General features: G+C 41.4%; 18 protein-coding genes. 9 read left to right on the top strand and 9 right to left on the bottom strand.

Translation table 11 applies throughout. The annotated features are described in order from the left end of the window. Nucleotides 1–24 precede the first annotated feature (24 nt). The 8 genes from KZP23_RS10325 to KZP23_RS10290 all read left to right on the top strand — a co-directional run bounded on the left by KZP23_RS10325 (nt 25) and on the right by KZP23_RS10290 (nt 9,384). Nucleotides 25–978, top strand: coding sequence for an outer membrane protein assembly factor BamD (locus KZP23_RS10325; RefSeq protein WP_226336510.1), 954 nt, complete (start codon nt 25–27; stop codon nt 976–978). Between the two features lie 33 nt (nt 979–1,011). Beyond that, on the top strand, nt 1,012–1,329 hold the full coding sequence (locus KZP23_RS10320) for a DNA-directed RNA polymerase subunit omega (protein ID WP_215223210.1): 318 nt from the start codon (nt 1,012–1,014) through the stop codon (nt 1,327–1,329). A gap of 5 nt (nt 1,330–1,334) precedes the next feature. Next, entirely contained in the window at nt 1,335–2,546 is a 1,212-nt protein-coding gene (gene coaBC, locus KZP23_RS10315) for a bifunctional phosphopantothenoylcysteine decarboxylase/phosphopantothenate--cysteine ligase CoaBC (protein ID WP_226336158.1), read from the top strand. A 40-nt stretch (nt 2,547–2,586) separates the two neighbouring features. Continuing rightward, a complete protein-coding gene (gene porD / locus KZP23_RS10310; protein WP_226336157.1) occupies nt 2,587–3,489 on the top strand; it encodes a type IX secretion system protein PorD in 903 nt (300 codons plus the stop codon). 50 nt (nt 3,490–3,539) lie between these two features. Continuing rightward, nucleotides 3,540–5,189 carry a DNA repair protein RecN gene (gene recN, locus KZP23_RS10305; protein ID WP_226336156.1) on the top strand — a complete coding sequence of 550 codons (1,650 nt, stop codon included), beginning with the start codon at nt 3,540–3,542 and terminating at the stop codon, nt 5,187–5,189. A gap of 121 nt (nt 5,190–5,310) precedes the next feature. After that, nucleotides 5,311–6,132, top strand: coding sequence for an enoyl-ACP reductase FabI (locus KZP23_RS10300; protein ID WP_226336155.1), 822 nt, complete (start codon nt 5,311–5,313; stop codon nt 6,130–6,132). Nucleotides 6,133–6,226: 94 nt separating this feature from the next. Continuing rightward, nucleotides 6,227–7,765 carry an IS1182 family transposase gene (locus KZP23_RS10295; protein WP_226335980.1) on the top strand — a complete coding sequence of 513 codons (1,539 nt, stop codon included), beginning with the start codon at nt 6,227–6,229 and terminating at the stop codon, nt 7,763–7,765. 452 nt (nt 7,766–8,217) lie between these two features. Then, complete coding sequence (locus KZP23_RS10290; protein WP_226336154.1) at nt 8,218–9,384, top strand: FAD-dependent oxidoreductase; 1,167 nt, start codon at nt 8,218–8,220, stop codon at nt 9,382–9,384. Between the two features lie 97 nt (nt 9,385–9,481). Here KZP23_RS10290 and leuB read toward each other — a convergent pair whose 3' ends face one another. From leuB to ilvD, 8 genes are all read right to left on the bottom strand, one after another. Further along, nucleotides 9,482–10,549, bottom strand: a complete 1,068-nt coding sequence (leuB, locus tag KZP23_RS10285) for a 3-isopropylmalate dehydrogenase (RefSeq protein WP_226336153.1) — start codon at nt 10,547–10,549, stop codon at nt 9,482–9,484. Beyond that, nucleotides 10,518–12,101, bottom strand: a complete 1,584-nt coding sequence (locus tag KZP23_RS10280; protein ID WP_226336152.1) for an alpha-isopropylmalate synthase regulatory domain-containing protein — start codon at nt 12,099–12,101, stop codon at nt 10,518–10,520. Before KZP23_RS10280 ends, leuB begins: the two co-directional genes overlap by 32 nt. 129 nt (nt 12,102–12,230) lie before the next feature. After that, a complete protein-coding gene (leuD, locus tag KZP23_RS10275; RefSeq protein WP_226336151.1) occupies nt 12,231–12,827 on the bottom strand; it encodes a 3-isopropylmalate dehydratase small subunit in 597 nt (198 codons plus the stop codon). A 20-nt stretch (nt 12,828–12,847) separates the two neighbouring features. Next, nucleotides 12,848–14,245, bottom strand: a complete 1,398-nt coding sequence (gene leuC, locus KZP23_RS10270) for a 3-isopropylmalate dehydratase large subunit (protein WP_226336150.1) — start codon at nt 14,243–14,245, stop codon at nt 12,848–12,850. A 159-nt stretch (nt 14,246–14,404) separates the two neighbouring features. Beyond that, nucleotides 14,405–15,448: a ketol-acid reductoisomerase gene (gene ilvC, locus KZP23_RS10265; protein WP_226336149.1), complete on the bottom strand. Its 1,044-nt coding sequence runs from the start codon at nt 15,446–15,448 to the stop codon at nt 14,405–14,407. Between the two features lie 11 nt (nt 15,449–15,459). Beyond that, nucleotides 15,460–15,963, bottom strand: coding sequence for an acetolactate synthase small subunit (gene ilvN, locus KZP23_RS10260; RefSeq protein ID WP_015265869.1), 504 nt, complete (start codon nt 15,961–15,963; stop codon nt 15,460–15,462). A gap of 10 nt (nt 15,964–15,973) precedes the next feature. Next, the gene (gene ilvB / locus KZP23_RS10255) at nt 15,974–17,668 is read right to left on the bottom strand and encodes a biosynthetic-type acetolactate synthase large subunit (protein WP_226336148.1); all 1,695 of its coding nucleotides are present in this window, start codon (nt 17,666–17,668) and stop codon (nt 15,974–15,976) included. 53 nt (nt 17,669–17,721) lie between these two features. Then, nucleotides 17,722–19,404: a dihydroxy-acid dehydratase gene (gene ilvD, locus KZP23_RS10250; protein WP_226336147.1), complete on the bottom strand. Its 1,683-nt coding sequence runs from the start codon at nt 19,402–19,404 to the stop codon at nt 17,722–17,724. 565 nt (nt 19,405–19,969) lie between these two features. Between ilvD and ispE the strand changes: the two genes are divergently transcribed. Continuing rightward, entirely contained in the window at nt 19,970–20,776 is an 807-nt protein-coding gene (ispE, locus tag KZP23_RS10245) for a 4-(cytidine 5'-diphospho)-2-C-methyl-D-erythritol kinase (protein ID WP_226336146.1), read from the top strand. A 107-nt stretch (nt 20,777–20,883) separates the two neighbouring features. Here the strand turns inward: ispE and KZP23_RS10240 are convergent, their stop codons facing one another. Further along, complete coding sequence (locus tag KZP23_RS10240) at nt 20,884–21,804, bottom strand: DMT family transporter (RefSeq protein WP_226336145.1); 921 nt, start codon at nt 21,802–21,804, stop codon at nt 20,884–20,886. Between the last annotated feature and the right edge of the window lies 1 nt (nt 21,805).

Here is a 21,805-nt window from a genome sequence, read left to right as displayed (position 1 = left end):
CCTTATATTTGCAGATTGAAAATGATGAACACAGTTATTAAGTATACATTACTATTTGTAATCATCATCTCACTAGGTGCCTGCGGCAAGTTTTACAAGCTGGAGAAAAGCACTAATTGGGATGAGGTTTACACCGCGGCCAACGACTACTACCAAGAAGGTGAGTACAGTAAATCCATTATCCTTTACGATAAGGTGTTACCAGTAATTCGCGGAAGTGAAAAGTCAGAATTGGCCCAGTTCAATTATGCCTACGCTCATTTTAGACTAAAAAGATATATAGAAGCTGCAAGTTATTTTAACAACTTCTACCAAAGCTATAGCCGAAGCCCTATGGCGGAGGAAGCATTGTTTATGCATGCCTACTCCTTATACATGGATGCCCCCGATTATAATTTGGACCAAAAGAGCAGTAAAGAAGCAGTAACGGCCATCCAACAATTTATAAGCAGATTCCCTGAGTCAGATTCCTATGAACGCGCAATGAGCATGATCACAGACCTGCAGTCCAGGTTTGAGAGAAAAGCTTATGAGGAGTCCCAAATGTACTACAGACTTACAGAAGGACTTTTCCCGGGACAGTTTTATTTGGCCTGCATTGTTAACTTCCAGAATTTCGCCAAAAGGTATCCTAACAGCGAGCATAATGAAGAATTGGCCTATAAGTTAGTAGAAGTAAGCAGCGCATATGCCGAAAGAAGTGTTTTCAATAAGAAAGAAGAAAGACTTCAAGAAGCCATCGAATTTGGAGAAGATTTTAAAAGAAAATACCCTGAGAGTGATTTCAACAAAGAGGTGATTTCCTTGGTAGAGCAATCTAAATCCGAATTGAATTCCCATCAAAAGCTGAAAAAGCAATATGAGGAAATCAAAGCCCGGGAAGCAGCGCTAAGAAAAGAAAACGCGGACAAAGAAGAAACAGAAGAAGAATCTGAACTAGAAAAACCCGTAAAACCAGCCAATGCAGGCAGTAAATAATTTAATAAAACAGAAAATAAACTTTATATCGATATGGCAGTTAATCCTTCAATCATCACTAGAGACTTGGACAAAGTAGCCGAAAAGTCTGGCAACCTTTATGAGTCCCTTCATATAGTTGCTCAAAGAGCCAAGCAAATCTCTTTGGCTACCAAAGAAGAATTAAACAACAAGCTATCTGAATTTGCTTCTACTGTAGACAATTTGGAAGAGGTATTTGAAAACAAAGAACAAATAGAAATCTCCAAATTCTACGAAAGAATGCCTAAACCAACTAATTTGGCCATGGAAGAGTTTATGGAAGACAAAGTCCACTTCCGTAATCCTAACCTCGATTCAGAAGAAGAATAATCATCATGCAGCTGCAAGGCAAAAGAGTATTACTTGCTGTTACAGGAAGCATTGCCGCCTATAAAGCAGCTCATTTAACCAGATTACTGGTAAAAGAAGGGGCAGAAGTGCAAATCATCATGAGCACTTCTGCTCTTGACTTTATTACCCCGCTGACATTATCCACCCTTTCTAAAAGGCCGGTCTATCACCAATTCCACAAAAATGAAACCGGTGAATGGAATAACCATGTAGAACTGGGGCTTTGGGCAGACCTTTTTATCATAGCCCCTCTTAGTGCAAGTACACTTTCAAAACTTGCCCATGGCAACTCTGACAATTTACTTACCGCCACTTATCTTTCAGCTAGATGCCCAGTAATGTTGGCACCAGCAATGGATCTGGACATGTACCAACACCCATCTGTCAGAGCGAACCTTGACACTGTGGAGAAACACGGCAACATCCTATTGGAAGCAGAAAGTGGAGAACTGGCCAGTGGCCTGAGCGGACAGGGCAGAATGATGGAACCTGAACATATTCTGGAAAAAACCATCCAACTCCTCAAAAAATCAAAGGATTTTGAAGGCAAAAAAATCATGATCACTGCTGGCCCCACCCAAGAAACTATTGATCCAGTAAGGTTTATAGGAAATCACTCTAGCGGCAAAATGGGTATAGCCCTGGCAAAAAACCTGGCCAACCGCGGAGCAAAAATAGAATTAATCCTGGGGCCCAGCCAAATCACTATTAGCCATCCTAACATCAAAATCAGCCCGGTTACCAGCACACATGACATGTATAAAGCTGCTCAAGCGGTACATCCACAAATGGATATTTGTATTTTTGCTGCCGCAGTAGCTGATTACGCCCCTGCAGATCCCGCCAAAGAAAAGATCAAGAAGAATGAGGAGAACATGTCCATTATCCTAAAGAAGAATGTAGACATCGCTGCAAGTTTGGGTGCGGTAAAAAAAGATGGACAAATCCATATTGGTTTTGCACTAGAAACCAACCATGAGGAAGAAAATGCCCAAACCAAACTAAAAAAGAAAAACTTTGACTTTATCGTACTCAATTCCATGAACGATGCCGGTGCAGGTTTTAAACATGACACCAATAAGGTGACCATTTTCCACCAATCCGGCAAAAAACAAGTTTCCGACTTGTTACCCAAATCGGCCATTGCAGAATTGATCATTGATACATTAAAAAAACAATTGGACACGGAAAACTGATTTGAACATTATTTTTATATTTAGGCAATACCATAAGAATATGAGGATCAAACTACTTTTACTTATATGCTTTCTATCCACTTTTCAGGTAGCTGCACAGGAACTCAATTTCACAGTTGCTATCAATAGCGACAGGGCCAGAACCCAAAACAAAGACATCTTTGATCAGATGAAAAACTCCTTTGAGCAATTTCTAAATGGTAGAAGCTGGACCAATGACCAATTCACCCAAGAAGAGCGTATCAAAGGCAATATGCTGATCACCATTAATGACATGCCTCAAGTCGGTTTCTTTGAAGCTACCGTACAAATACAAGCAGTCCGCCCCATCTATGGCACGAGCTATGAAAGCCTCACCTTTAATTTTGTGGACAGAAATTGGAGTTTTGAATTTCTCGAATCCCAGCCCATGGAATTCAACAGGTATTCTCATTTAAGTGAAATTACTTCCCTACTCGCATATTATGCCAATATTGTCATTGGAATAGATTATGACACATTTTCCCCTGAAGGAGGGGAACCTTATTTTGAAGTGGCCAATAATATTGTATCCAATGCCCAGCAATCTTCAAGACCCGGCTGGGAACAAAGCCCTAGCAACAGAAGGAACAGGTACTGGCTGATGAACGAACTCTATAGTTCTCAGGTTACGCGATCTATCAGGGAGGCCTATTACCTTTATCACAGAATGGGGATGGATCAATTGACCAAATCTCCCGAGGATGCTTACACAAACATACTTGCTGCCCTACAGAAACTGGAAGAAGTAAACCGTACAATTCCCAACAGCATATTGGCCATATCTTTTATGGATGCCAAATCAGATGAAATCAGTAAATTACTAAAAAATGCCCCCGAGGAAATCCAAAAACAAGCTATTGAAATTCTGCTAAAGGTAGACCCCAACAATGCCAGAAAATACAACGACATCCTCAAAGGATAGCTGCTTTTTGATTACTTTTACCTCCAATCCAAGAAAAACAATATTACTGTATGCTAAAAAGCCTGAGCATTTCGAATTATGCATTAATTGAAACATTGGAAATGACCCCTTCCAACTCACTGAACATGATTACCGGTGAAACTGGAGCCGGTAAATCCATTATGCTTGGTGCTGTAGGACTTCTATTGGGTAACAGGGCAGACACTAAATCTCTTTTTGATGATTCCAAAAAATGTATCATTGAAGGAGAGTTTGATATTCACAATTATGGACTTGAGCCTTACTTCGAATCTGAAGATTTAGACTTTGAGTCACAATGTATCATTCGCAGGGAAATAGCGCCATCTGGAAAATCCAGGGCCTTTGTCAATGACACACCTGTAAAACTGGACGTATTGAAAAATCTGGGAAAATCCTTAATGGATATTCATTCCCAGCACGACACCTTACTATTGGCTGCTGGGGAATACCAGTTAAACTTAATCGACGCTTTTGCCCAAAGCAAAAAGGAAAAAGAACAGTATAGCTCCGCTTTCCAAGCTTTCAAAAAAATCAACAAAGCATTTGATCAACTTTCCCAAGAAGCCGCTGAATTAAGGAAGGAAGCCGACTTCAACCAGTTCCAACTAGAGGAACTCTCTGCACTCAACCTACAGGAAGGAGAGCAAGAGGAACTCGAAAACGAACAGGAGATCCTCGATAATGCGGAAGAAATCAAAGCCAAGATCAATGAAAGTTTACAATTACTAAACGGCGACGAACTGGCGGCCAGCACCCTTCTTATGCAGATCAACCAATCTCTTCAACAACTTAGCCGATTCAGTACACGATTTGAAGAACTAAGGGACCGCTTCGATAGTGTCCGTATTGAGGTCAATGATATTTCTGCCACGCTGGAGGACGAAGACAGTAAAATAGAAGTGGACTTTGAAAAGTTAGAAGAAATCAGGGAAAGACTGAGCAAAATTTACCAGCTTCAAAAGAAACATGGCGTCCAATCCGTGGAAGAGCTGATGAATTTGGAAAAGGAACTTGCTGAGAAAGCTTTTCAGATAGATCATTTGGACGAAGAACTAGAGAGACTGAAAAATGAGAGCGAACAAGCATGGAAAAACCTTATAAAAGCTGGCGAGTCACTTTCCCAAAAAAGACAAAAATGCTTTAAGGAATTTGCAAAAGAAATCACTAGTCTCTTGGCGCAATTAGGAATGGAAAACGCGAAAATCGAGTTCTCACACCATAAAACCAAGCCTACTTCCAATGGGATGGACGAGGTAGAAATCATGTTTTCTGCAAACAAGGGAGTTAAACCGCAGCCTATCAGACAAGTGGCCTCAGGAGGTGAGTTTTCCCGTTTGATGTTTGCCATAAAATACATTATGGCAGACAAAGTAGCCCTTCCTACCTTGATATTTGATGAAATTGATACAGGAATTTCTGGCGAAGTAGCCCTCCAAATGGTCTTGATGATGCAGCAAATTGCCACAAACCATCAAGTAATCTGTATCAGTCATTTGCCACAAGTGGCCGCAAAAGGTGATACGCATTATTTTGTCTATAAAGACAACAGCTCTGAACGTACGATCAGTAAGATCAGAACTTTGAATGAATCGGAGCGGATTACAGAAATTGCCAAAATGATTGCTGGCGCCAATCCTTCTGAATCCGCACGACAAAGCGCCATGGATTTATTGAAATAAAACCTAACCTTAGCCACCAGAGAACCAAGGACGGACATTTATCATATCAATCGCATAAGTTTGCCTAAAATTTTATTTATTTTTACAGATTATTTAAGCGAAATCAATTAAAAAACATATCATGCCTGAGAATCTACTTCAAGGAAAAAAAGGAATTATTACAGGTGCATTGGATGAAAACTCCATAGCCTGGAAAACCGCTCTTAAAGCTAAAGAGCAAGGAGCTAAGTTTGTCCTTACCAATGCGCCTATCGCTATGAGAATGGGAGCAATCCAAGAACTGGCAAAAGAATGTGATACTATCGTTATCCCTGCCGACGCCACTTCAGTAGAAGATATCGAAAAACTATATGCAGAAGCTAAGGAATTCTTAGGAGGAAACTTTGACTTCCTATTGCACTCTATAGGAATGTCTCCAAATATCAGAAAAGGACGTGAATATGGCGACCTTAATTATGATTGGGCCATGAAGTCTTATGACATTTCAGCCTTGTCTTTCCACAAGATGATGCAAGTAGCCGAAAAGCAGGACGTCATGAACGAATGGGGATCTATCGTAGGTCTTTCTTACATTGCAGCCCAAAGAGTTTATCCTTTCTATACTGACATGGCTGATGCCAAAGCCCTATTGGAAAGCATCGCTAGAGGATTTGGATACAGATATGGTAAAAAGAAAAAGGTAAGGGTTAACACTATCTCCCAATCTCCTACAGTTACTACTGCAGGTTCAGGAATTGGAGGATTTAGCTCTTTCTTCAACTTCGCCGAGTCACTTTCTCCACTTGGAAATGCTTCTGCAGAAGCTTGCGCAGAGTACATTGTGACCATGTTCTCTGATTATACCAGAATGGTTACCATGCAGAACTTGTACCACGATGGAGGTTATTCCAGCACCGGTATCTCAGAAGAGATCATGGAAAAGCTTATGGATGAAAAACAGTAAAACAAGGAGGCTGTCTCAAAAGTAGATAGTTTAAAAGGCTAGTCGATTTCTCGGCTAGCCTTTCTTGTTTAACTCAAAAATGTTATTTTGAGGTGTGCAAAAACAAGACTTAAATGTAGCTTTTAAAGACTACAATCCCAACCAACTGATGTTTCTTCCTCCCAGTTTGGAGGAATTGATTCCCGTCCATCATCCAGGCCGTGTAGTTCACCAGATCATTGAGCGGATAGATCTGAGCGAGGTGTATGGTCGATACTCAGAGAACGGATCTAGCAGTTATCATCCCAAGCTGTTGTTAAAGGTGCTGGTTTATGGATATTTAGAGAACTGTTATTCTTCCCGCAAGCTTGAAAAAGCGGTCCGGGAGAATATTGTGTTCATGTGGCTTGCCGGAATGCAGCGTCCCGATCACCATACAATCAATCGGTTCCGTTCAGAACGTCTCCGAGATGTGATTGGTGATATTTTTGCCCAAGTGGTGCTGTTGCTGCATGAAGAAGGACTTTTGGACATCAAAGAAGTGTACACCGATGGGACCAAGATAGAAGCCAATGCCAACCGCTACACCTTTGTCTGGGGCAAGGCGATTAAAAAGAGCAAGGAACGGATCAGCTCCCAGCTTCAGGAACTTTGGAACTATGCCGGTTCGGTAGCCTCCGCTGAGTTGGGGACAGAAGAACCCGACTTTGTGAATCCGAGTGCAGAGAAAGTTTCCCGAACCATCGAAAAGATCAATCAGGCGCTGGAAGGGAAAGCCGTTGACAAGAAGGTGAAACAGAAGTTGGGTTATGCCCAAAAGAACTGGCCTGCCAAACTGGAAGAATATGCCCAGAAAGAGGAAGTACTGGCTGGACGGAACAGTTATTCCAAAACCGATCCGGATGCCACGTTCATGCGGATGAAGGAAGACCATATGAGAAATGGCCAGCTCAAACCTGCCTACAACCTTCAACTCAGCACCCATGGACGGTTCGTGGTCAACTATTCCCTGCATCCCAATCCCAATGATACCTTAACCCTGAAGCCTCATCTACAGCAGTACCATCAGCATTACGGATTCTACCCTTCCTGTTGTACAGCAGATGCTGGATACGGAAGTGAAGAGAACTATTGCTTTCTGGAGCAGAACCGGATCGAAGCTTACGTCAAGTACAACACCTTCCACAAAGAACTCCGTCAGGAATCCAAATCAAAGAAAGTCCATGGCTTGCTGGAAAACCTGTATTACGATCCACAGAAAGATCACTACATCTGTCCGATGGGACAGGCGATGAAACCCAGTGGGGAAAGTACCGGAAAAACCTCGACCGGTTTTGTCCAGCATTACCGGCACTATGCAGCCAAAAATTGCCAGGGGTGCCCACTGGCTGCTAGTTGTAGACCAGGGGCCGGTAACAAAACCCTCAGGGTAAACACCAGGTTACAGCAACAGAAGACAAGGGCAAAACAACGACTCACCTCTGAGCAGGGAGTCCAGAAACGAAGGCAACGGGCCACCGATGTGGAACCGGTATTTGCAGACTTCAAACACAACAAAGGGAGGGCAAGGTTTATGTTAAGAGGAGCCGAAAAAGTAGCAATTGAAACCGGATTGATTGCCATCGCCCACAACCTGGCAAAAATGGCCGGGTAAGAAGGAGCTGACGCCGTTTTTAAGTTCAAAAACCCTCTGATCCCCCAAGTTTAAACTGTCGCTTCAGAACAAAGAACCTAGAGCTGAATTGACCGTAAGTCAAAAAAAAAATAGAGGCCGATTAATGAAAATCGGCCTCTATTGGCTAAAATCGACTGTCCCACTTTTTTAACTCTTGTTTTGAGACAGCCCCTTTTTTTATTTTTTAGCTTGAGTGAGTAATTGACATGAAAACAATAATTCATTTTCGCAAAACCAGATACATTATATTGTACGCTAAGTAAACAAACCCATTTGCTAATATTTTTTCATTAACAAACACAAAATAATTCTATAAATTTCATATTTTAGAAATACAGATGATCAACCATTGGTCATCTGTATCTATAGTTACCCTTATAAGCTTAAATAATAAAGCCGTTAATATTTAACATTCTACTAAAGGGTAATCAATGAAAAACGAAAGAAGAGACTTTATCAAGAAGGCTACCTTTTTGGGCCTAAGCACAGGATTAGGCATAGGAGCCTGTACCAGCTATATCCCCGCAGGTACAAAAGCCAATTTCTATATTAATACTTCAAAAGGCCTTCCTCCAGTAAAGGTCTCGCGAAAGCGAGTTATTAAAGAGTCCGTAGGATTAAGGCCATTTAGAAAAATAGGTCCCAGAGTTGAACTTCAGGAATTGGGCAACAAAAAAATCGTACACAATTACGGGCATGGAGGAAGTGGATGGTCACTCTCATGGGGCACTTCAAAAATTGCTGCAGACCTCATTGATACGACACCCCAAAAAGAGGTAGCCGTTATTGGATGTGGCATCATTGGCCTAAGCACGGCAAGAACCCTACAAGACAGGGGCTATCAGGTCACCATATACACCAAAGAAGTATTTCCTCAGGTTACCTCAGCCATGGCTACCGGCACATGGTCCCCTACCTCTAGATTGATTCTACAGGAACATATCACTCCTGCATTTAAAACAATGTTTCAAAATGCTTGCTCCCATTCCTTTAACACTTTTCAACGTCTATTGGGTATAAATCAAATAGTCAATTGGATGGATAACTATCATATCAGTTCCTCCAGTTCTCATTCGAATACTAATCATCACAAATTTGCTGCAAAAGACCAGCTATTTAGTTCTGATATGAACTTTTACCCTGAGCCTAAACAATTGGAACATCGGGAAAACCCTTTTAAAGCCAAACAAGTACATAAATCTCCTACCACTATTTTCAATATCCCCATTTATATGAAAATGTTAAGAGATGATTTCCTTCTGGCAGGAGGAAAACTTGAGTTCAAAACCTTTAAAAGACCAGAGGACATCGATGCACTTTCACAAAAATGCATTGCCAATTGTACAGGTTTAGGTTCTCTTGAACTGTTTGGAGATGAGGAAATGATGCCCATATCAGGTCAATTATGCTTTCTGATCCCACAACCTGAATTGAATTACAGAGCCAGTATGTCAGGCGTATATTTTATACCTAGAAAAGACGGTATCATGTTGGGTGGAAATGGAATTGAAAACAACTGGAACACCATTCCCGATAAAGAGGTTACTGATAGGTACCTAGAAGGAGTTACTGAAATGATGAATAACATGAAGGGATAACAAGCAAGCAAAGGATTCAGTCAAATCAATTGTGCCTTTAAAAAAAACGGAGCCCTTTTGGGCTCCGCTCAAACTATTCATATCAGTGGCAAACTAATTATTTCAAAATTTGCTCAGCCAGCCAGTCACCTACTTCTGATGTCTTATAAGACTTTCCGCCTTCAGCAATATCTTCTGTAACCACTCCTTCAGCTAGAGAAAGATTGACCACATCAGAAATAGCCCTAGCTTCTTCTTGAAGATCAAAGGCATATTCAAACATCATAGCGGCAGAAAGCACTGTTGCCAACGGATTGGCAATATCCTTACCAGCTGCTTGAGGATAAGAACCGTGAATTGGCTCAAATAATTTCACATCTGTACCCAAAGATGCAGATGGCATCAAGCCCATAGATCCTGAAATCACACTAGCCTCATCAGTCAAGATATCACCAAAAAGGTTCTCAGTGATCAATACATCATAAGCCTTAGGCCACTGGATCAACCTCATGGCTACAGCATCCACAAATTCATACTCCACTTTTACGTCAGGATATTCTGCTTCTAGCTCCTGAACGGTTTCTCTCCACAATCTAGATGTAGCCATTACATTGGCCTTGTCTACGCAGGTCAATAATTTTCTTCTCTTCTGAGCGAATTCAAAGCCCATTCTGGCCAATCTTTCAACCTCTTCCTTAGAGTAAACATTAGTATCAAAAGCTTTGGTACCTTGCTCATTTCTTCCTCTAGGCTCACCAAAGTAAACTCCACCAGTCAATTCCCTTAAGAACACAAAGTCAGTTCCTTCGATACGGTCTTTCTTCAATGGAGATTTATGGATCAATGAAGGGAAAGTGAAAGTAGGTCTTACATTAGAGAAAAGTCCCAATTTCTTTCTCATGGCCAATAAGCCTTGCTCAGGTCTTACTTTAGCCTTAGGATCATTATCATATTTAGGATCGCCAATAGCACCAAACAATACAGCATCGGCTTGCAAACAAACTTCATGCGTAGCGTCTGGATAAGGATTTCCGGTGGCATCAATGGCTGCCGCACCAACAACAGCTTCTTTAAAGGTAATAGTATGGCCAAATTTCTGACCAACTGCTTTGACCACCTTTACTGCCTGATCGATCACTTCAGGGCCAATACCGTCACCCGGTAATAGCGCTAGATTCATTTCCATATAAATTTTTGTTTTCTGATTTTCCTGTATTGATTTGTTCAATGATGTTGAGCATTTTCTCAGTGGCCATCATTGCTGCCACCGTTTGGTCACTGTCCAGGCCTTTGGTCTTAAAAATCCTGCCTAATTCCCAAGTGATTACCGTCTCCACAAATGCGTCGGTTTTTCCTCCTGGTGGAATACTCACACTAAAGTCTGTTAACTTTGGAAGTGGCTTTTCCAGTGATTGGTATATCTTATGAAGTGCTAGCATAAAAGAATCAAACTGACCATTTCCAGAAGCATGAGCTTCATAAAACTTATCATTGATCTTCAACCTTAACTGCACGGTTGGTTTTAAGCCCTTGGAATGGGTCATATGATAACCTTCTATGCTGATATCCTTTTTAATGGAATTGTTCTGCAACACATCAGAAATAATATAGGGCAGATCTTCCGTGGTCACCCTTTCCTTTTGATCACCTAATTCAATGATCTTTTGGGTCACCTTGGTCAACTCATCAGGTTCCAGAGAAATCCCCAGTTCCATCAGGTTTTTAAGGATATTGGCTTTTCCTGAAGTCTTTCCTAAGGCATACTTCCTTGTTCTCCCAAATCGCTCAGGAAGCAGGTCATTAAAATAAAGATTTTTCTTATTATCACCATCGGCATGAATTCCTGCGGTCTGGGTGAATACATTTTCACCCACTACTGGTTTGTTTGAGGGAATATGAAGTCCTGAAAACTGTTCTACCAATTTACTGATACGGTAGATCTTGTTTTCTTGGACATTTAACTGAACGTCTGTAAAGTCAGTTATACTGGCTACTATGCTTTCTAATGGAGCATTCCCCGCCCGTTCTCCAAGACCATTAATGGTGCTATGGATTCCTGAAATCCCATTGTTCACTGCTTCCAATACATTGGCAACAGATAGGTCATAATCATTATGAGCATGGAAATCAAAATGAATCTTCGGGTAACTGCTCGTTACTTCCGAAACAAACTGGGCAACCTCTGATGGCTTTAAAAGCCCCAGAGTATCGGGAAGCATAATTCTACGCACACCTTGACCAACCAAAAACTCGATTAGCTCCAAAGTATAATCCTTACTATTGCGCATACCACTGCTCCAGTCTTCAAGGTAAACATTTACCGAAATTCCCTTTTGAGTGGCATAGCCAATACATCTGGCAATATCACTAAAGTGCTGCTCAGGTGTTTTTTTTAATTGGTAGGTTAGGTGATTAAGAGATCCTTTGGTAAGTAGATTAAGGACTTTGGCTCCTGCCTCTGTCAACCAATCCACTGAGGCAGGCGTATCCACAAAACCCAATACCTCAACTTTATCCAAATATCCCTTTTCTGTAGCCCAATGCGTTATTTTCTTCACCCCTTCCAGTTCTCCCTCAGAAACCCTAGCGGATGCCACTTCTATCCGATCCACCTTCAGTTCCTCCAATAGCAACTTGGCTATCTGAAGCTTCTCAGAAGGCAAAAAGGATACTCCAGAGGTCTGTTCACCATCCCTCAAAGTGGTATCCATGATTTCTATTTTCTTTTGAAGACGCATTTGTAAAATGGGTATTGAGTACCTAGTATTCAGAAGCTGATATTATTATATCTCTTGAAAGTGATATTCGTGCCATGATCATATATCATGGCACGAATTCATTTCAATCTTTCTGCTACTAACTTATATTTATAATTTTTTCGCTGCTTCGAATTCGACGATCTCATCCTTCATATTCAAAAGGTAGTCGATATCATCAAAACCATTTTGCATATTCCCTTTTTTGTAGGTATTGATGTCAAAAGATTCGGCACTACCAGTGCTCAAAAGCGTAATGGTCTGCTTTTCGATATCTACTTCCACTTCAGTAGATGGGTCTTTTTCCACCTCAGTGAATATCTCCTCCAAAAATGCTGGAGAAACCGTCACCGGTAGGATTCCTACATTCAGCGCGTTGTTTTTGAAAATATCAGCAAAGAAACTGGAAACCACACACCTGAAGCCATAGTCATAGATGGCCCAAGCGGCATGCTCTCTACTTGATCCTGAACCAAAGTTTTTTCCAGCTACCAATACTTTACCTGAATAAGTAGGATCATTTAGCACAAAATCGGCCTTTGGGTTTCCTTCACTATCATATCTCCAGTCCATGAACAAGCTTTCACCAAAACCTTTTCTTTCAGTAGCCTTCAGGAATCTGGCTGGAATGATTTGATCCGTATCCACATTTTCTGTTGGTAATGGGACCACGGTGCTTTTTAATATATTAAACTTATCGTAAGCCATTTTTGATCAATTTTAGATGATTATACTTCACGAGGATCGGTTACTTCACCGGTAATGGCGACTGCTGCCACGGTCAATGGAGAAGCCAAAAGGGTTCTGGCTCCAGGTCCTTGACGACCTTCGAAGTTTCTGTTTGAAGTAGATACTGCATATTTTCCGGCAGGAATTTTATCATCATTCATGGCAAGGCACGCAGAGCATCCAGGCTGTCTCAATTTGAAACCTGCTTCCTCAAGAATCTCAACCAAACCTTCTTTGATGGCCAGTTTTTCCACCTCTCTTGAACCTGGTACGATCCAAGCAGTGATATTGTCAGCTTTCTTTTTACCCTTCACAAATTCAGCCACTGCGCGGATATCCTCGATACGACCGTTAGTACAGCTACCTACGAAAACATAATCGATCTTTTTGCCCTTAATAGGCTCTCCAGGCGCAAAGCCCATATAATCAAGTGACTTGATATAAGTATTCTTATTGCTTCCTTCCATACCATCGGTAGTAGGAATATTATCTTTGATCTTGATTCCCATACCAGGGTTAGTACCATAAGTGATCATCGGCTCTATGTCCGCTGCCTCATATTTGTACTCCAAGTCAAATGCTGCACCTTCATCCGTTTTAAGGGTTTTCCAGTAAGCTAATGCTTTTTCCCAGTCTTCACCTTTTGGAGCATGCTCTTTACCTTTTAGGTATTCAAATGTCGTTTCGTCAGGAGCGATCAAACCTCCACGAGCACCCATTTCGATACTCATATTACAGATGGTCATTCTCGCTTCCATGCTTAGGCTTTGAATTGCTGATCCAGCATATTCAATAAAATATCCAGTACCACCACTGGCAGATATTTTTGAGATGATGTAAAGAATGATATCCTTGGAAGTAACTCCAGCACTGAGCTCTCCATCCACAGTAATTCTCATGCGCTTAGGCTTAGACTGCATGATACACTGAGAAGCAAAAACCATCTCCACCTCAGAAGTACCGATACCGAAGGCAATAGCTCCGAAAGCTCCGTGAGTAGAAGTGTGGCTATCTCCACATACAATCGTCATTCCTGGCTGGGTAATCCCCAATTCAGGGCCGATTACGTGAACAATACCATGGTGGTCAGTACCCAGGTCATGAAGCTCAATACCATGCTTAGCACAATTTTCTCGTAGCTTTTCTACCTGCATACGGGAAAGTTGGTCTTTGATGGTTTTCTCCTGATCTATAGTGGGTACATTGTGATCTGGTGTAGCTACTGTTCTTTCCGGGAAGAGTACTTTGTTTCCTCTTTTTTCAAGGTTTAGAAAGGCTACTGGGCTGGTTACTTCATGGATAAAGTGCTTATCTATGAAAAACACGTCTGGTCCGTCAGGGACTGACTTCACAACGTGCGCGTCCCATACTTTGTCAAATAATGTTTTCTTTTCCATCGCTTCTGTTGTCAATCGTCATAAAGTCCAGAAGGAATAGGAATCAGAGTGATCTCTTTCTCCTATTCCTCCCGAAATTTTATTTCAGGGAAGTTTCTCGTCTTATTTCAACACCATATTGTATTCATATAATTCCCGAAACATTCCCCTTAAGTGTTATTAGTTGTTCTCTGGTCTCAGCTTACGTACGGTAGCTCCAGCTTGCCACATCTCAGACTCTCTCAACTCTTTCAACTCCTCTTCCAACTTCACTCTGTAATCAGACTTACTGTTAGATTCGATAGACTTAGCGGCTTCCTTACCATCTTTAACACTTTTATAAAGCTCTTCAAATACTGGCTTAGATGCATCTCTGAAAGGCTTCCACCAATCCAAAGCACCTCTTTGTGCAGTAGTAGAACAGTTAGCATACATCCAGTCCATACCGTTCTCTGCTACCAATGGCATCAAACTCTGAGTCAATTCTTCGACAGTCTCGTTGAAAGCTTCAGAAGGAGAGTGACCGTTAGCTCTCAATACTTCGTACTGAGCAGCGAAAATACCTTGGATAGCCCCCATCAAAGTACCTCTCTCACCAGTAAGGTCAGAAGTAACTTCTCTGTAGAAATCAGTTTCGAACAAGTAGCCAGAACCTACTCCGATACCCAAAGCGATAACTCTTTCTCTAGCTTTTCCTGTAGCGTCTTGGTAGATCGCAAAAGAAGAGTTCAAACCTCTACCCTCTACGAACATTCTTCTCAAAGAAGTACCAGAACCCTTAGGAGCCACCAAAATCACGTCAACATCCTTAGGAGGAACGATACCAGTTTGGTCATTGTAAGTCACACCGAAACCGTGAGAGAAATACAATGCCTTACCTGGAGTAAGGTGTTTCTTTACAGTTGGCCAAAGTGCAATCTGACCTGCATCAGAAAGTAAGAACTGAAGAATAGTACCTTTTTCACAGGCTTCTTCTAATTCAAAAAGCGTTTCACCAGGAACCCAACCATCAGCAACAGCCTTGTCCCAAGTTTTGGAACCTTTACGCTGACCAACGATTACATTAAAACCATTATCTTTCAAGTTAAGTGCTTGACCTGGACCTTGTACACCATAGCCCAATACCGCAATCACCTCGTCTTTAAGTACTTCTCTGGCTTTCTCAAGAGGAAATTCTTCTCTTGTTACTACATCTTCTTCAACTGTTCCGAATTTCAGTTTCATTGTTTCTAGTTTTAATTATTCAAATATTGTTCAATTGTTCCCATTGGTTTGGCCACCGCCACCCTTCCTGATCTGGCAAATTCAAGGATATTAAAATCCTTAAGAATTTCCAGCAAGGCCTTGGTGTCTTCTTTATGGCCGGTCATTTCGATCACCACAAATTCCTTCTCTGCTGAAATGATCCTGGCATTGTACTGCCTGATGACTTTTTCCAAGCCCGGATCAAGACTGCTAATTGGAATCTTATATAAAGCGATTTCTTGGTAAACGACCTCATCATCCTTATAATAGAAGGACTTGATGACATCTATGATCTTTTCCGTCTGCTTCACAATCTGAATCACTTGATCTTCAGTTGTGGTCACTTCTATGGTGATCCTGTGTACACCATCTTCCTTACTTTCTGAAGCGGTAAGGGCGTCTATATTCACTCCTCTTCTGGTGAAAATCAAAGTCACTCTATTAAGAATACCAATGAAATTCTCCGTAAAAAGGGATACTGTATATCGATTCATAATATGTGGCTTAGCTTAATCTAACTTCTTCTACTGAACATCCGGTAGGAATCATTGGGAATACATTATCCTCTTTTTCCACCACTACTTCAAGGAAATAAGGGCCATCATGTATCATCATCTCTGCTACCGAATCCCTAAGATCTTCCCTTTCGGTCACCTTAGAGGTCTTCATATTATAGGCTTCAGCAATCTTAATAAAGTCAGGATTATCCAATTCTGTAAATGAATAACGCTTATCGAAGAATAGCTGCTGCCACTGTCTTACCATTCCTAGGAAGTTATTGTTTAACAATACCACCTTTACAGGACTTTGCGTTTGCATAATAGTACCCAGTTCCTGGATCGTCATTTGAATACCACCATCACCCACTACACAAACTACTTGACGGTTCAGATCAGCCAATTGAGCCCCCAAAGCTGCAGGCAAGCTGAAGCCCATCGTACCCAATCCACCAGAAGTAACCTGAGTCCTTGTAGTTTTATACTTGAAGTATCTCCAAGCGATCATTTGGTGCTGGCCTACATCGGTTACTAAAATGGCATCATCCTTTTTATAATCATTGATATAACGGATTACCTCTCCCATGGTCAAACCTGATTTGGTAGGCAATAGGTCCAAAGATACCACGGCACTTTTTTCCTTTTCCTCCAGCTTCCTGAATTCTTTCACCCATTCCTCATGGTTGTTGTCATTCACCATTTGGCTAAGTAATGGCAAACTCTCCTTACAGTCTCCCAACACGGCCACTTCTGCCTTTACATTTTTATTGATCTCTGCATTATCCAACTCCAAATGAACCACTTTTGCCTGTTTGGCATACCGCTCCAAATCACCGGTAACCCGATCATCAAACCTCATCCCTATGGCAATCAAAACATCGCATTGATTGGTCAGCATATTGGGTGCATAGTTACCATGCATTCCTAACTTCCCTACATACTGAGGATGATCTTCACTCAAGGCTCCTGACCCAAGTAATGTACAAGCTGCAGGTATTCCCGTCTTATCCAAAAAGGCCTTTAATTCTTCCTCTGCTTTACCGATGACCACACCTTGTCCATAAAGTACATAAGGCTTTTTAGCTGAATTAATTACCTCAGCAGCTTTGGCTACTTGAGTCTCATCTACTTTTGGGTAAGGTCTGTATGACCTGATCCCCAAACAAGGTACGTAATTGAACTCACCCAAATCATTCTGAGCATCTTTGGTAATATCTATCAATACTGGACCGGGCCTTCCTGATCTAGCAATATGAAAACCTTTGGCTATAGCAGGAGCAATATCCTCCACCCTACGAACCTGAATGTTCCATTTAGTCCCAGGCATTGAAAAGCCCACTACATCAGTTTCCTGAAATGCATCAGTACCCAATAACGGGGAAGCTACCTGTCCTGTAATACAGACCAGAGGAGTGCTATCAATCATGGCGTCTGCTATACCTGTGATCAGGTTAGTAGCGCCTGGCCCTGATGTAGCCATACAAACCCCGACTTTTCCAGAGACTCGTGCATAGCCTTGAGCGGCATGGATAGCTCCCTGTTCATGTCTGGTCAGTACATGCTTGATTTGGTCCGCGTAATCATAAAGCGCATCATAAACTGGCATGATGGCTCCTCCGGGATAACCGAAAATATACTCTGAGTTTTCGGCTACCAAAGACTTGATTACGATCTCAGCTCCTCTGATTCTCGAATCTTTCATGTGTATTTAAATTATATTTGAGGTTTAAGTCTTATGTCGGTTGGTCTATTGTCTTACTGTTTGTCAGTAACACAACCCTCAGACGCTGTAGACACTAATTGGACATATTTCTTTAACGTTCCTTGGAGATGACTTAAGTCTTTGTTCTTCCAATTTTTCTTTCTTGCTTCAAACTCCTCATCTGAAACATCAACACTGATTTCTAGGCTCTCTGCACTGATAGTGATCTTATCACCATCCTGAATCAACCCTATAGGTCCTCCCAAATAGGCCTCTGGCGTCACATGTCCTACCACAAACCCATGCGTACCACCAGAAAATCTACCATCTGTGATCAAAGCCACATCAGAACCAAGTCCCGCTCCGATGATAATGGAAGTAGGCTTGAGCATCTCCGGCATTCCAGGTCCTCCTTTAGGCCCTACATAACGGATAACTACCACATCTCCTTTTTGAACTTCCTTGTTCTTCATCGCTTCATTGGCTTCTGGCTCGCTATCAAAGACCCTAGCTGTACCGGTGAAGGATTTACCTTCTTTACCGGAAATCTTAGCCACAGCTCCTTCTGGTGCTAGATTTCCATGAAGCACACATAAATGTCCTGATTCTTTGATTGGATTATCCAATGGATGAATCACACTATCTTTTGAAGTCTTCACTGGCTCGATTCCTTCTATGTTCTCTGCCATTGTTTTTCCCGTAACGGTCAAGCAGTCCCCATGCAAAAGCCCTTCATTTAAGAAGTATTTTAAGAAAGCAGGCAAACCGCCCATTTCATAAAGATCTTCCATCATAAACTTCCCACTTGGCTTAAAATCACCCAATACAGGAGTTTCCGCATTGATACGCTTAAAGTCTTCAAGACTAAAGTCAACCCCGGCAGTCCTGGCTATGGCCAAAATGTGCAGGGCAGCATTGGTGCTACCTCCAAGTGCTACGGTGACACGTACCGCATTTTCAATACTTTTTCTGGTAACGATATCCTTAGGTTTGATATCCAGCGCAAGTAATTGCTTGATATACTTGCCAATATTCTTACATTCTTCCCTCTTTTCCCTTGAAGTAGCAGGATAGGATGAGCTGAAAGGCAAAGACAACCCCATGGCCTCAATTGCTGATGACATGGTATTGGCCGTATACATACCTCCACATGCTCCCGCACCAGGACAGGCGTTTTTGATCACACCCATATAATCCTCGTCAGAAATCTGGCCGTTTATCTTCTTGCCATAAGCCTCAAAGGCCGAAACAATATTCAGTTTTTCACCTTTATAGTTTCCCGATCTGATCGTACCTCCAAAGACCATGATCCCTGGGCGATTGATACGAAGCATCCCCATCACCACACCGGGCATGTTCTTATCACAGCCAGGAATGGTTACCACACCATCAAAAGAATGCCCTAAAATGAATGATTCAATTGAATCTGCAATCACCTCTCTGGAGGGAAGACTATACCTCATTCCTGAAGTCCCCATTGATTGCCCATCAGAAATACCTATAGTGTTAAAAACAAAGCCGGAAAGGTCTACCTTATCCGCGGACTCCTTTATATCCTTAGCAAAACTGTTCAAGTGCATGTTACAAGGATTACTTTCATAGCCGCAACTTGCCACTCCCACAAAAGGCTGCTTCATCTTTTTATCACTGATACCAGTCGCATACAGCATGGCCATAGCCGCCGGATTCTCCTGATTATCACTGATTTCCCAACTATATTTCTTCAAATCACTCATATTATCTCTAATATTCTGTTATTATCTTTATAAAAAAAAGTGCCTCACGAGATGAGGCACTTTATTGCTTTATGGATGTTTTAACAATAGTTTAGCGCCTCACTTACAGTTGAAAATGAGAATGACAATAAGGTTAATGACGCTAACTATTTTGAACATGTTTATTAGTGTGTTTAGTGGTTTCTGCTCTTCACTTTTTATAATTTCTTTACAAAAGTAAAACCCTAAGTTGAGACTTACAATATTTTATTTCATTTTTTAAATTGAATCAAAAATTAAACTATTGCAAACCCACACAATCACAGGATTGTAAAACACCTTATTAAGGTATTACCCTTTTTTATCTTTTATAAAAAAAATATTTATTCAATTTTCAGAATTTTCTTCTGATTTTTATTTTCATTTAATTTTTATTAATAATTTACCTACTAAACAGTCCAGCAACCAATGTTTTGACAATTATTCAAGCATTCATTCAAAATTTATAAATAACATAAAGCAAGGCACTCAAAATATATACCCTGTTTTTAATAGATTTGCAGGACGAATTCTTTTGCATATTGATATGATACAATTCCCCAATGCCAAGGTTAATCTCGGCCTACATATTACCCAAAAAAGAAAAGATGGCTATCACGATATAGAAACCTGCATGATCCCCATCCCTCTTTGTGATGCGCTGGAAATATCCACAGCGGAAAAAACCACCTACACAGGTACGGGATTAGAAGTTCCTGGAAAAGAAAAAGACAATATCATTCTCAAAGCACTAAAATTACTTAGAAAGGATTTCAATGAACTTCCGCATATCAACATCCACCTGCATAAAGCCATCCCCATGGGGGCTGGACTGGGAGGTGGCTCAGCAGACGGTGCCTTTGCCATTAAAATGATGAACAGCCTCTTTGACCTCCATTTAGAGGATTGGTTCCTGGAGGATTATGCGGCACAACTAGGAAGTGACTGTCCTTTCTTTATTGAAAACACTCCCAAGATCGCCACCGGAAGAGGTGAAATCTTAGAGCCAATAAAACTTGACCTTGCTGGCTGCTGGATCGCTTTGATCAATCCACAAATTCATATTGGCACCAAAGAAGCTTATGCAGGTATTAGCCCCAAACAACCTGAACATGACCTAAAAAAGACATTGGCTGATCGCTCGCTATGGAAGGGACAACTAAAGAATGATTTTGAGGATAGCATATTCACCAGGTACCCAGAAATTGCCCAGATAAAGGAGCAACTTTACGAGCGCGGAGCTTTTTATGCAGCAATGTCCGGCTCTGGATCAACCGTATTTGGGCTCTTTGAAGAAGAACCCGCCCTGAGTGTTTGGCCTAAAGATTATTTCACTTTCAAAGGACTACTTTGACCAAACCTTTCCAAAAAACAGGAATTACTGCTCCATGCTCCGCTTCATGGATAGCATGGAGTTTTCTTCTTCTATTGCCTATACTAATAGGCACATCTGTCTGTTGACTACTGCACCCTCAATAATTGTTTGTTCTTTCTTCTTTTATAGAAATAATTGAACACTGGATACATGCATACTGAAGCGAGGATAATCAGTCCGCCTAAATAAAAGCCGGGAGTCATCTGCTCCTTTTCTCCAAAAATCAATACCGCCAAAACAATCCCATATACTGGCTCCAGATTGACTGTTAAATTAATCACAAACACACTTAGCCTTTTCATCAGCTCCACCGAAACCGAAAAGGCATACACTGTACAGACACCACTCAATAAAATAAGCCAAAACCAATCACTTATACTTGGAACCATCTGCAAAGAGCCGTTCTCTGCAAAATAATGTACATAAACCGGCATAAATAAGGCTGTAAAAACACAAGCCCCCATCATCTCATAAAAAGTAATCAAATAAGGGGAGTGTTTCTTGGTCAGTCGACCATTGCTGACCGTAAAACAAGCACCTAAAAACGCAGCCCCAACAGCCATCAAAAGCCCTTCCCAATATTGCAATTCAAAACTAAAAATCACATAAAGACCTCCCAAAACCATAATTCCCAAGACCACCTCGTACCATTTTACTTTAACCTTATTCACCCACGGCTCAATAAAAGCGGTCCATAGGGAGCATGTTGCCATCCCTGCAAGACATACTGACGCAGTCGAAACCCTGGCCGCTCCAAAGAATAATATCCAATGAAGGCCAATTAAAGCCCCTGTACCCAAAATCTTCACCAACTCATTGAGGGGAAGCTTTACTTTTCTCTTCCTAAAGGCAAAAAGCACTCCTAGGATAATCGTAGCCATCAAAGTCCTATAAAAGACAATTTCAACAGCCGGTATACTGATCAGTAGGCCCAAAATAGCCGTAAAACCCCAAATCAACACTATGAAATGGAGCATTACATAGTCCTTAACACCTTTTGCATTCATA

Source organism: Echinicola marina, assembly GCF_020463795.1.
Classification (GTDB): domain Bacteria; phylum Bacteroidota; class Bacteroidia; order Cytophagales; family Cyclobacteriaceae; genus Echinicola; species Echinicola marina.
This window is presented reverse-complemented; position numbering and strand designations above follow the sequence as displayed.